Genomic DNA, 11940 nt, shown 5'->3' on the forward strand with positions numbered 1-11940 from the left:
AACAAACTTGGCTTAAAGAAAATCGAACACGCGCTGTTGAGTTCTCAAAAAACAACCGCATCCTCGCCTACAAGCCCGAACCCTCGTCCGACGCTCTTCCGCAGAGGCGGTGCTTCCGCTTTGTTGTTTCTCCAGCTTACCGGAGTTTTCCGATCAGGACCAAATTGCCTTTTCGGAAATTCATTTCCGGTTAAGCCTATCCGATTATTCTCGGCGGAGAACCGAGATCAGACCTTACCGCTCCCCGACTGTCGTCGTGACCGGTTCGCTCTTCGGATCGGCCCCGCGACGGCCTTCCAGAGCCTTGTGGCTCCTCCGGCTCCCCGCGGTGCACGGGTAACAATAGGCTCCGCGCCCAAGAGCGTCAAATCGAGCCCCGGACCGGGACAGAAGCCCTGGTCACCGGGGTATCGGCCTTGGGACAGGCCGGTCGCTCCCGAGCTCACGCAGGTCGTCGGAGGGATCTGCGCGGTACGTCAGGTTGATTGTTTCAAGGTCATACCTGCCCGTGCCCTCCCGCCTCAAACACCCTCGCCGAAAAAATTTCGGCGGCGGGTCCGGGGCCGGGCAGGGCCGGCGAGGAGGCCCGCTCCTCACCGGCCCCGTGGCGGCTAGCTCACCACGACCCCGCCGACGTTGCGCTTCCCCCTGCGCAGCACGAGGTAGCGGCCGTGCAACAGATCCTCCGCGGAGACCCGTGCGTCCACATCGGTGAGCTTCGCGTTGTTGAGGTAGGCACCGCCTTCCTGCACCACGCGCCGGGCCGCCGACTTGCTCGCGACCAACCCGGTCTCGGCGAGCAGGTCGACCACCGGGGGCAGGACGTCCACCGGACCGGAGACCTCGGCGCGGGGCACCTCGGCGAGGGCCGCGCCAAGGGTCGCGGAGTCCAGCCCGCCCAGGTCACCCTGGCCGAACAGGGCCTTGCTCGCCTCGACCACCTTGTCGCACTCCTCCCTTCCGTGCACCAGCACGGTGAGCTCCTCCGCGAGCGCGCGCTGGGCCGCGCGGGCGGCGGGACGCTCGAGCGTCTGGCGCTCCAGCTCCTCGATCTCCTCGCGGGAGCGGAAGCTGAACACCTTGAGGTAGCGCACGACGTCACGGTCGTCGGTGTTGAACCAGAACTGGTAGAAGGCGTAGGGACTGGTCAGCTCGGGGTCGAGCCACACCGTCCCGCTCTCGGTCTTGCCGAACTTCGTCCCGTCGCTCTTGGTGAGGAGGTTCGTCGTGAGCCCGTGCGCGGGGCCGTGCGGCTCGTTTCCGTCCATTCGGCGGATCAGGTCCAGGCCCGCGGTGATGTTGCCCCACTGGTCGCTGCCCCCGGTCTGCAGGACACAGCCGTAGCGGCGGTAGAGCTCGACGTAGTCGTAGGACTGGAGGAGCACGTAACTGAACTCGGTGTAGCTCATTCCCGCTCCGTCAAGACGGCTCTTGACGGTCTCGCGCGCGAGCATCTGGTTGACGCTGAAGTGCTTGCCGATGTCGCGCAGGAGCTCGATCGAGCTCATCTCGGCGAGCCACCTGCCGTTGTCCTCCAGGATGGCGTCGTCGGGCGCGGGGGTCTCGCCTTCGGGGGTGAAGCGCAGGAAGGCGGAGAGCTGACGGCCGAGGACCTTGACCCACCCCTTGACGGTCTCGGGGGAGTTGAGCGTCCGCTCGGCGTTGGGCTTGGGATCGCCGATCAGTCCGGTGCCCCCGCCGACGAGCGCGATCGGCCGATGTCCGGCCCGCTGGAAGCGGGCCAGGGTGAGGATCTGGGTGAGGTGCCCGACGTGGAGGCTCCCGGCGGTCGGGTCGAAGCCGCAATAGAGGGTGACCGGGCCATCGGCGAGTGCCTTGCGGAGTTCGTCAAGGTCGGTGGTCTGCGCGAGGAGCCCGCGCCATTCGAGTTCGTCGATGATGTCGGTCACGGTGTCTTTCCAGCGTGGTCGGATGGTTGCGTGGCCCGGTCGCTGCGCAGGCCGGACGGCCTGGCGGGGTCCGGACGTCCTCTACCGTATCCGGTCCCTCCCCGGCCGACATGGTGATCCTCCTCCCCTTCCCTCCGAGGGGTCTCGGGAGCGACGGGATGGTCTTGTGGTGGCGGGCGCCGGCCGGGAGAGCGGCACACCGCCCAGGCCACAATCGGACACTTTTGGTAACGACTTGTTCACCATCTGATGTTGTGCTTGTGAACCCGCCGGTCCAAGGTGGCCGTGTCGATCCGGCACCCGCTCTGCTCTGGAGACACGCATGCACCTGATTCCGCGCCGCGCAGCCGGCCTCGCCGCGGCGGTAGCCGCCGCCCTCCTCCTCGTGGCGGGACTGTCCTCCCCCGCGGCCGCCGCTCCCCCGCCGCCGCCCTCGTTGTCGGAGGCGCGCTCCCAACTCGCCGGACTCGTGGTCGAGCCCGAAGGGGCCTCCTCCAGTTACGACCGTGACCTGTTCCCGCACTGGACCACGGTGGAAGGAAGCTGCAACACCCGCGAGACCGTGCTCAAACGCGACGGATCGGGCGTCCGGGTCGGTTCCGACTGCTATCCGACCGCCGGGAGCTGGACCAGCCCCTATGACGGGGTGACGACCTCGGTCCCCTCCCAGATCAGCATCGACCACTTCGTCCCCCTCGCCGAGGCCTGGCGCTCGGGCGCCGACACCTGGACGACGAGCCGGCGCCAGGCGTTCGCCAACGACCTGACCACCGGCCAGCTGTGGGCGGTGACCGCCACGAGCAACTCGGCCAAGGGCGACAAGGATCCCGCGGAATGGCTGCCCGCCCGGACGGGGATCCACTGCACCTACGCCCGCACCTGGGTGCACGTCAAGCACACCTGGTCGCTGAGCGTCGACTCCGCCGAGAAGGCCGCGTTGCAGGACCTGCTCGGTTCCGCCTGCTGACCCGCGAGGACCCGCGCCCCGCCCGGCCCTGCCGGGCGGGGCGCCGTCTTTAGGAGGCGAGGGCCAAAGGGGCGAGGTGCTCGGCGATCGCCAGGGACGAGGTCGCCGCGGGGGAGGGCGCGTTGCGCACGAACACGAACCGCCCGTGCTCGGCGATCGCGAAGTCGTCGAGGAGGTTCCCGTCGGCGCCCAGGGCCTGGGCCCGCACGCCGGCCGGAGCCGGTCGCAGATCGGCGGCGGAGAGCTCGGGCACGAGCCGGCGCGCCTGCCGGGCGAAGGCGGCGCGTGACACCGAGACGGCCATCTCCCGGACACCGGTGGTCCAGTGGCGGCCGGCCAGTCGCCAGAAACCGGGCCAGGTCAGCGTCGTGGCGAGCTCCCGGACGGACAGGTCGCGGGCGCGGTAGCCCTCGAGGGCGGTGGCGAGGATCGCGTTGGGACCGGCCAGCACCTCGCCGTGGACGTGACGGGTGAGATGGACCCCGAGAAAGGGGTAGCGCGGGTCGGGGACCGGATAGACGAGCCCGCGGACGAGGTGGCGGCGCTCGGGCAGCAGCTCGTGGTACTGGCCGCGGAAGGGGACGATGCGCGGGTCGCCGGCGGCCCCGGCGAGCCGGACGAGGCGATCGCCCTGCAGGCCCGCGCAGACCACGACCCTGTCGAAGCGGTGCCGGAGACGCTCTCCCCGGGGATCTCCGGTGAGCACGTCGGCCCCGTCGGCGTCCTGGCGCAACCCGATCACCGGGGTCCGCAACAGCACCCTGCCCCCGGCCCGCCGGACATCCGCGGCCAACGCCTCGGCGACCGCGCCGTAGTCGGTGATGGCGGTGCTCGGTGAGTGCAGCGCGGCGACGCCGCGAACGTGGGGCTCGAGTTCGCGTAGTCCCTCCGGACCCAGCAGGCGCACCCCCGGGACTCCGTTCGCCGTGGCGGTGCGTTCGATGTCGCGCAGGCGCGCGGCCTCCTCGGCGGTACGCGCGACCAGGACCTTGCCCACCTGCTCGTAGGGAAGACCGCGCTCGGCGCAGTAGTCGCGGAGCATCCCGACCCCGCGCCGGCACAAGGTCGCCTTGAGCGAGCCCGGCCGGTAGTACAGGCCGGCGTGGACGACCCCGCTGTTGTGGCCGGTCTGGTGCGCGGCGACACGGGACTCCTTCTCCATAACGGTGACCCGGGCCCCGGGCCGCACCTGGGCGATGCGTCGGGCGAGAGCCAGACCGATGATGCCGGCTCCGATGATGCCAATGCGTTCGGTGCTCACTTCACCTCCGTTGGACGGTCCGGACTCCACAACTAGCAGCGGGGCGCCCCCGGGGGTACCGGGTCCCCTCGCCACAGCGGGACTCCAGCGCCGGAGCCGGTCCCTCTACAGCGCTCGCAGACCGTCCAGGACCGCGCGCAACACCACCCCCTCCTCGACGGCCTTCGCCCCGTCCGCGCAGGAGCGCAGCTCCCCTCTGCCGATCATGTCCGCGAGCAGCAGACGCGCGGCCGTGAGCGGTATGTCCAGGACCGCCGACACCTCCGCGACGCTGCGAGGACGCAGGCACAGCCGCAGGACCGTCTCCCTCTCGGGTTGGCAGGCCCCTGTCTCGCCAGGCGAACGGGCGGCGACGACACGACAGAGCAGGTCCAGTGAGGTAGCGGCCCCGCCTCCCAGTCCGAGCGCGAACGGACGGAGCAACCGCGCCGGGCCGCGGCCTCCGTCGCCCACGATCACCGGGCCGCCCCGCCTGGACGCGACGACCCGGTTCGCTCCGCGAGGTGTCGCAGGCGGAGAGAGGTGAGCTCCTGACCGGCCGTGTCCGGGGACGGCACCTCTTCCAGCAGGCGCGCGGGAAGGACCGCGACCGCGCGGGTCCCCCCATAGGGGGAGGGACACAGGCGCACCTTGACCCCGTGCCGCTCGGCGAGCCGGGCGACGACGAACAGGCCGAGCCGGGGCTCGTCCGGAAAGGCCATGACGTCGAACTCCGGGGCTTCCGCGAGCGTGCGGTTGATCGCCTCATAGGCGCTGTGGGTCATGCCGAGCCCACGGTCCTCGACGTCGACCGTGAGCCCCGAGGAGACCAGGCCGCTGTTGACGTCGACGGCCGAGCCCTCGGGGGAGAACTGCGTGGCGTTCTCGATGAGCTCGGCCAGCAGGTGGACGACGTCGGCCACCGCGAAGCCCTGGACGCTCATCTTCGGCGCGGATCTGAGCCGGACGCGCTCGTAGTCCTCCGTCTCCGAGATGGCCGCGCGCAGCACGTCGACGAGGGGGAGCGGTTCCCGCCACCGCCTGGCCGAATGGGCCCCGCCGAGGATGATGAGGTTGTCGGCGTAGCGCCGTCCCCGGGTGACGAGATGGTCCAGGCGGAAGAGCCGGCGCAGCGTCTCGGGGTCGCTCTCCGCGTGCTCCATCTCGTCGAGCAGGCGGAGCTGGCGCTGCACCAGGGTCTGGTTGCGGTAGGCGATGCCGAGGAAGACCCGGTTGGCGCCCTCGCGGATCTCGGCCTGCTTCACCGCCGCGGCCACCGCGGTGCGCTGCGCCGTGTTGAACGCGTCGGCCACCTGGCCGATCTCGTCCGCGCCGTGCCATAGCGGTGGCGGCTCCAGCGCGAGGTCGACGCGGCGTCCCTCTTGAAGCCGGGAGACGATGTCGGGCAGGCGCGTGTCGGAGAGCTCCAGGGTTTCGGCGCGCAGGCGCTGGAGACGCTCGGTGAGACCGCGGGAGGAACGTAGGGCGCTGTTGATCGCCAGCGCCCCGGCGGCGAGCGCGGACAGGCAGCCACAGGCGTTGAGGAGGACGCCGCGCAGAGCCGACCGGCGGGCCTGCTCAAGGGAGATCTGAACCTGCGCCGCCGTGAGTTCGCCCAGGACCGGGTCGGTGGCCCGGGCCGTGGTGTGCCACTGCGCGGCGGTGACGGGAATGTCGCTGTTCCAGGTCGCCGTCGTCCCGAAAGGCAGGGCCGTGTCCTTCACCGGGTCCCGGGTGACCACGGCCCTGCTGAGCCGCTGGACCTCCTCCCAGGGCGCGGTCTTGACCATCGAGTCGTAGCGCGCGGCGACCGAGGGGGACATGTCACGGCGGGCGTTGGTGAGCCTGTCGCGGTAGGAGGCCGTCAGGTGGGTGAAGTGGGCCGTTTCCGCGTAGGACATCCCTCCCGCAGCGATCGCCCCGGCGAGGAGGGCCTCGGCCTGGGAGTACTCGTCCCGCGCCCGGAGGACCTGGAGGGCGAGGACCCCCTCGGTGAGGCTCCCGTTGTCGCCCACGCCCATCACGATCACCTCGGAGACCAGATGGGCGTCGGCGACGAGATCGGAGTAGCGTTCCAGCGCGGCCTCCCGGTGGACCCTGTTCTCGGCCACCTCGCTCCTCAACCGGGGAAGCTCCTCCCAGGTGTCGAGGAACTCTTCGGCCTGCTCCCCGCTCTCGCCCCCGGCTCGCTCGCCGAGTAGCAGGATGGTGTCCCGCTCCGCCGTGAACGCCTCGTCGGTACGCCGCCACTGTTCCTCCAGGGCGGTGAGCGACGCCGGGGAGGGGGATCCGAGGTGGATCTGGGCGAGCCGGCGTTCCTCGCGCAGCTGGCCGACGATCGAGCCGAACGCCTCGGCCCCCATGCGTCCGTCGGTCGCCGACAGCATCAGCGCCCCCGCCTGGACCGCGCCCACCGTGGTGACGGTCGCCCACAGTGCCAGGAAACTGATGCTGGGAACCAGGACGATCCGGGTGAGCTGACGGCGGATGGTGGTACTCGCGGTCTGTCCGCGCGTTGTGTCCATGGGTTCTCCCCCCGTGAACGGGCGCGCGGCGGACGGGGTGGAGATTGCTGCGCAGAGCAGTGCCGACCGGCACGCGGCGCCCTTCGCGGAGACCGACGCTACCGGATTCGACGCCGCCTCGTGATCACTTCATCACTGTTCGTAAGCGACGAGGGGGGACTGCCTTCCCCGCCACGGCACCGAAGGCGTCGCCGAACCGTCGGTGCCGTGGCGGGGCGGCGAAGGCGCTCAGCTCTCTGGACGGTGCCGGGAGCCCACCGGTGCGGGGAGCTCTTCCAGAGTCGGCGGTTCTTCGATCCCCAACGAGTTGAGGATCTCGGCGTAGCGCAACGCGACGATCTTGGCGATCGTGCTGTTGGTGCCGAGCGGGGCACAGGCGCGGGCGCCGTGCTGCTGGGCGAGTTCGGTCACGGCCTCGGCGGGGAACTCGGCTCCGATGACGCTGGGCGCGAGGACCGGGCTGACGCACCCGGCGTCGCGTAGCTGGCCGAACACCTCCTTGATGTGGTCGGGGTCGTCCATCGCCGCGGGCAGCACGGTGACGCCGAGCCGCGCGGCGAGGAGCACCGCGGTCACCCCCGCGGCGCCGAGCGCCTCGGAGCCGCCGGCCGACCCCACGACGACGCCGTCGGCCATTCCCGTGCCGGCCGCCACGACGCTGATGAGGCGCATGCGGTCGGCGCGGACGAACCCGGCCTCGGCCAGGCGCAGGTGGAGCACCTCGGCGAGCATCGGGTGGGGCCCCAGCCCCTCGCTGACCCGGACGTCGGCGCCGGTGGCCGCGACCGCGTCGTCGATGGCCTTCAACGTGGGGGCGTGCGGCGCGGTGACCAGGGGGACGATGACGGCGCGCACCGCGCGCCCCTCGTGTGCTTCGAGACCGGCGAGGACGTCACCGAGCCGGTGCTGCTCCCCCTCGGCGTAGCCGAAACGGATCTCGACCTCGGGACGGTAGGCGCGGACGAGATCGGCCATCTGGCGGCCGAGGGGGTCGGCCTCGGCCGCGCCGGGCACGGCGAGGACGAGCTCGGGCGTACCGATGGCGCTGTCGAACGACAGCGGGTTGCGGTGCCGCCCGGAGCGTCGCCGGGGAAGATCACGCGGGGGGAGCCTGTCCGGATTCTGCGTAGTGTCAGGATTCACGCGAAAGATGCTAACGAGTCGGGAGTGATGATCGCGCCTTCGCACTTTCCCGTCACTGGCGGGGGCATGGGAAGAGCGGATCATCGCCGGATGAGGGGAACGGAGGCGGTCAGCCGGTGACCGCCGGGGTGTGGTGCGTCATGACGTGTTCCACCAGCGTTATCAACACGTCCTTGGCGGATTCGCGGCTGCGCGCGTCCGCCATCAGGATCGGCACGTCCGGCCCGGTCCCGATGGCCTCGCGGACCTCGTGCTCGGTGTAGGCGTGGGCCCCGTCGAAGCGGTTGACCGCGATGACGAAGGGAACGCCCCTGCGTTCGAAGAAGTCCACGGCGTGGAAGCAGGTCTCCAGGCGCCGGGTGTCGGCGAGGACGACCGCCCCCAGGGCGCCTTGGGCCAGTTCCTCCCACATGAACCAGAAACGGTCCTGGCCGGGAGTGCCGAACAGGTAGAGGACGACTCCGTCGCTGATGGTGATGCGGCCGAAATCCAATGCGACGGTCGTGGTCGTCTTCTCCTCGACCCCGTTGAGATCATCGATGCCGAGGCTCGCCTCGGTCATCACCTCCTCGGTGCTGAGCGGGGTGATCTCGCTGACCGAGCCCACCAGCGTCGTTTTCCCGGCGCCGAATCCGCCAGCGATCAGGATCTTGACCGCTAGGGGGATCACCTCGGTGCCGGCCTCTTCCTCAGAGCCTACGGATGCCATCAAGTACCGCCTGAAGTACGTTCATTTGAGGGGGTTGCGCGGTGGGTAGCGGGGCGCGCGCGAGAACGGCGCCCCTGCTGATGAGATCGCCCAACAGCACCTTGATCACGGTGAGCGGGATATCCAGGTGCGCGGAGATCTCCGCGACGGAGAGCGGTCGCCGGCACAGTTGCAGGATCGCCTCGTGCTCGGGTTCCAGGGTGCCCTGCTCAACGTGTTGACGCGCCGCGACGACAACGCTGATCAGGTCCAGTTCGATCGAGCCCGGACGGGTCCGGCCACCCGTCATGGTGTAAGGACGCACCAGGGGGCCGGCCGCGGCGTCGGGGAGAGAGTCACCGGGTTGCGGCTCGGCGCCCTCGTCCGCTCCGCGCGGCAGGCGGGAGGGCAGAGCACCGAGCCGGTTCTCCCCTGAGTGCATCATGACCTGCTGCCGCCGACGACGCCGGCGGACTCAGGAAAGCGTGGCGCGGTACTGAGGAACTGACCGACCCGCTTGATCCGCATGTTCATCTCGTAGGCGACGAGGCCGACATCCGCGTCCTCGGAGGCGAGGACCGCGAGACAGGCTCCCTCGCCCGCCGCGGTCACGAACAGGTAGGCGTGCTCCATCTCCACGACGGTCTGCCGAACGGCGCCTCCTCCGAAGTGGCGCCCCGTGCCCCGTGCCAGGCTCTGGAAGGCCGACGCCACCGCCGAAAGGTGTTCACCGTCTTCGGCCAGCAGGTCACGGGAACGGCCGATGAGAAGCCCATCAGCGGACAACACGATGGCGTGGTCCGCGCCGACCACGCGGTCGACCAGGTCGTCGAGCAGCCAGTTCAGGTCTCCCGTAGCGTTGCTCATCTCCACCATCATTCACTCTCTTCAGTGTGGTCACCGGCCGGTCGGCCGATGTCCCCGTCACCGCTACGCGCGGTGGTCGCTGAGCCGGGATGGTCGCCCTCCCCGACCTTCCAGGCACCCTCCAGCGGTTCAGAGGGCGGATCACCGAGGTCTTCGGCCCGACCTCGTCGGGTGCCGCTTTGGAAGGCGTCCATCACGCGACGCGCCTCCTCGGGAGAGCGGATCGTGCTCGGCCACACGCCGTCCGCCGCGCCCTGCGCCGTCTCCTGCCGCAGCTGGGGCGCCAGATTGGCCTGTCTGCGCCGTTTGGGTAGCTCCGGGCGGTCAGCGGACTTCGACGGCGCCGCGGTCGCGGACCCGTTCGTCGGCCGTGTGGGCAGCGTGGGACGGGACGCGGTGGGAGCGGAGACCAACGCGTCCTCGCGCCGCCCGGCCGTGTCAGTGACGGCCGGGCGGGAGCGGATGACCGGTCGCGGGGGCGGGGGCGACGCCGGTGGCCGGGGCTCGGGCCGGTCGTCGCGCGGTGCGAGCAGATCGGCCGCGCCCGGCCGGGCGAGCGGCTCTTCGCCCGGCAGCGGGGAGTCGGAGTGCTCACCGGAGGCGATGAGCTCCGCGGGGATGAGGATCACCGCGCGGGTTCCCCCATAGGGGGAGCTGCACAGCCGGACGTTGATGTCGTGTTTGGCCGCCAGGCGCGCCACGACGAACAGGCCGAGCCGGGTGTCCTCGTTGATCGCCATGACGTCGAACTCCGGAGCGCCGGAGAGGGTCTCATTGGCCTCGGCGTAGTCGTCCTCGCCCATGCCCAGCCCCCGGTCCTCGACCTCCACGACGACCCCCTTGGGGACGATCTCGCTGTGGATGTGCACCTTGGTGTGGGGCGGGGAGAACGCGGTGGCGTTCTCGACGAGTTCGGCGACCAGGTGGATGACGTCGGCGACGACGGCACCGCGGAGCGAGAGGTTGGGGACGACCTTCAACTTGACCCGGGCGTACTCCTCGGTCTCGGAGATCGCGCCGCGCAGGATGTCGACGAGAGGGATCGGGTTGCGCCAGCGCCGGCCCGGTTGGGAGCCGCCGAGGATGATGAGGTTCTCGGCGTTGCGCCGGCCCCGGGTGGCGAGGTGGTCGAGCTGGAACAGGTGCTCGAGCAGGTCCGGGTCCTCTTCCTCGCGTTCGACACGGTCGAGGAGCTGGAGCTGGCGCTGCACGAGGGACTGGTTGCGGTGGGCGATGCCGAGGAAGACCCGGTTGGCGCCCTCGCGGATCTCGGCCTGCTTCACCGCCGCGGCCACCGCGGTGCGCTGCGCCGTGTTGAACGCGTCGGCCACCTGGCCGACCTCGTCGGTGCCGTAGTCGAGCTGTTTCATCTCGGCGTCGAGGTCGACGGACTCGCCCTCGCCGAGCCGGTGCACGATCCGCGGCAGGTCCTCGTGGGCGATGCTCAGGGTATCGGCGCGCAGCCGGACCAGTCGCCTGGTCAGGCGGTTGGCCGAACGCGACGCGACCATGTAGGCGAGCGTGGCCGCGAACAGGGAGAGCAGTCCGGCTCCCAAAGCGGTGGTGAACATCTGCGCGCTGGCGCTGTCGGTGGCGTTGATCGCGGTCTGGATCTGGGTCTCGCCGAGGACCACCATGGCGGCGTCGACGGAGTCGGCCGCCTCACGCCAGGCATCGCCCTCGACGGGGAGGTCGCGGGAGGTGGACTGCTGCCCTGTGATGGGGTCCACGGTGACCTCGGGTTCGTATGCCGCCACCCGGTCGGCCAGGCGGTTGATCTCGGCCCAGCCCTCGGCACTGGTCATGCGGGTGTAGGCGGTGAAGGAGGAGCCGCCGAGCACCGGACCGGTGACCTCCATGCGATAACGGAGGTTGACGATGTTGGCGGCGAAACGGGTCTGCTCCTCCGGGCTGAGCTCGCCACGGGCGGCCGCCCCCGTCAACAGCGCGTCGGCCCGGGAGAACAGTTCCTGCGCCCGCAGCAGGGAGACCGCGTCACCGATCTGGGCGACGGACTGGCCGTCCTCCAGGAGACGCCCCTTGGCCTCGTAGAAGGCGTAGGCGTCGGTGACGATGCCCCCGTAGGCGTCGATCGCGGCGTCGGGGTCGAGCTCGCCGGCGACCACGCTCTCGCGCACCTGGGAACGGGACTCCAGGGCGTTGACGAACGTCACCGCGCGACGGCGTAGGGCCTCGTCGCTCTCCTCAAGGTCCCCGGCCTTCTCCTGGAAGCCGCGCACCGCGTCGTCGGTGATGTCGGCCTGCTCCCGCAGGACCTGGAGGGATTCCGTCGAGGGATCACCGAGGTAGGCCAGGGCGAGGCGGCGTTCGTGCTGGAGCTGGACGACGGCCCGGTACAGATCCAGGCCGATCTTTCCGTCCTCGGTCGCCGTGCGCAGTGAGAACGCCTGGACCAGGGTCGCACCGCTCAATATCACGAACAGCAACAGGGATGTGATGCTGGGGATCAGCACGATCCTGTTGAGCTGCGATCTGATACTGCGGCCGGTACCGCCCGATTGGCCCATCAAGCTCCTCCCACGCTGGGCACGCGGGCATCGCCATGCGCCGGGATGGCGCCGGACGCTGCCGGGAGCGAG

10 protein-coding genes are annotated in these 11940 nt (G+C 70.4%); 1 reads left to right on the forward strand and 9 read right to left on the reverse strand.

The window, feature by feature from the left end; translation table 11 throughout:
• Window positions 1–611: 611 nt before the first annotated feature.
• Complete coding sequence (gene tyrS, locus ACYVHU_RS18295; RefSeq protein WP_078762846.1) at window positions 612–1910, reverse strand: tyrosine--tRNA ligase; 1299 nt, start codon at window positions 1908–1910, stop codon at window positions 612–614.
• Window positions 1911–2232: 322 nt separating this feature from the next.
• Here tyrS and ACYVHU_RS18300 point away from each other — a divergent pair, with 322 nt between their 5' ends.
• Window positions 2233–2877 carry an HNH endonuclease family protein gene (locus ACYVHU_RS18300; RefSeq protein ID WP_078762847.1) on the forward strand — a complete coding sequence of 215 codons (645 nt, stop codon included), beginning with the start codon at window positions 2233–2235 and terminating at the stop codon, window positions 2875–2877.
• Window positions 2878–2926: 49 nt separating this feature from the next.
• Here ACYVHU_RS18300 and lhgO read toward each other — a convergent pair whose 3' ends face one another.
• The 8 genes from lhgO to ACYVHU_RS18340 form a co-directional block, all read right to left on the reverse strand.
• Entirely contained in the window at window positions 2927–4138 is a 1212-nt protein-coding gene (lhgO, locus tag ACYVHU_RS18305; RefSeq protein ID WP_498949111.1) for an FAD dependent oxidoreductase family protein, read from the reverse strand.
• Between the two features lie 105 nt (window positions 4139–4243).
• Window positions 4244–4597, reverse strand: coding sequence for a DUF742 domain-containing protein (locus ACYVHU_RS18310; RefSeq protein ID WP_144390187.1), 354 nt, complete (start codon window positions 4595–4597; stop codon window positions 4244–4246).
• A complete protein-coding gene (locus ACYVHU_RS18315; RefSeq protein ID WP_432939576.1) occupies window positions 4594–6642 on the reverse strand; it encodes a sensor histidine kinase in 2049 nt (682 codons plus the stop codon). The genes ACYVHU_RS18310 and ACYVHU_RS18315 overlap by 4 nt, the downstream gene beginning before the upstream one ends.
• A 228-nt stretch (window positions 6643–6870) precedes the next feature.
• Entirely contained in the window at window positions 6871–7785 is a 915-nt protein-coding gene (locus ACYVHU_RS18320; protein WP_078762850.1) for a sirohydrochlorin chelatase, read from the reverse strand.
• A 109-nt stretch (window positions 7786–7894) separates the two neighbouring features.
• Window positions 7895–8494: a GTP-binding protein gene (locus ACYVHU_RS18325; protein ID WP_078762851.1), complete on the reverse strand. Its 600-nt coding sequence runs from the start codon at window positions 8492–8494 to the stop codon at window positions 7895–7897.
• On the reverse strand, window positions 8475–8918 hold the full coding sequence (locus ACYVHU_RS18330; protein ID WP_078762852.1) for a DUF742 domain-containing protein: 444 nt from the start codon (window positions 8916–8918) through the stop codon (window positions 8475–8477). Before ACYVHU_RS18330 ends, ACYVHU_RS18325 begins: the two co-directional genes overlap by 20 nt.
• Window positions 8915–9349, reverse strand: a complete 435-nt coding sequence (locus ACYVHU_RS18335; protein ID WP_078763044.1) for a roadblock/LC7 domain-containing protein — start codon at window positions 9347–9349, stop codon at window positions 8915–8917. The genes ACYVHU_RS18330 and ACYVHU_RS18335 overlap by 4 nt, the downstream gene beginning before the upstream one ends.
• Window positions 9349–11868: a sensor histidine kinase gene (locus ACYVHU_RS18340; protein ID WP_078762853.1), complete on the reverse strand. Its 2520-nt coding sequence runs from the start codon at window positions 11866–11868 to the stop codon at window positions 9349–9351. Before ACYVHU_RS18340 ends, ACYVHU_RS18335 begins: the two co-directional genes overlap by 1 nt.
• Window positions 11869–11940 lie beyond the last annotated feature (72 nt).

The sequence above is a fragment of the Marinactinospora endophytica genome, from assembly GCF_054780875.1.

What these genes read in the sequence shown, in the direction of transcription:
- ACYVHU_RS18340 (WP_078762853.1), bottom strand. Translation starts at nt 11,868, where the DNA reads ATGGGCCAATCGGGCGGTACCGGCCGCAGTATCAGATCGCAGCTCAAC.
- ACYVHU_RS18315 (WP_432939576.1), bottom strand. Translation starts at nt 6,642, where the DNA reads ATGGACACAACGCGCGGACAGACCGCGAGTACCACCATCCGCCGTCAG.
- ACYVHU_RS18300 (WP_078762847.1), top strand. Translation starts at nt 2,233, where the DNA reads ATGCACCTGATTCCGCGCCGCGCAGCCGGCCTCGCCGCGGCGGTAGCC.
- ACYVHU_RS18325 (WP_078762851.1), bottom strand. Translation starts at nt 8,494, where the DNA reads ATGGCATCCGTAGGCTCTGAGGAAGAGGCCGGCACCGAGGTGATCCCC.
- ACYVHU_RS18335 (WP_078763044.1), bottom strand. Translation starts at nt 9,349, where the DNA reads ATGGTGGAGATGAGCAACGCTACGGGAGACCTGAACTGGCTGCTCGAC.
- ACYVHU_RS18330 (WP_078762852.1), bottom strand. Translation starts at nt 8,918, where the DNA reads ATGATGCACTCAGGGGAGAACCGGCTCGGTGCTCTGCCCTCCCGCCTG.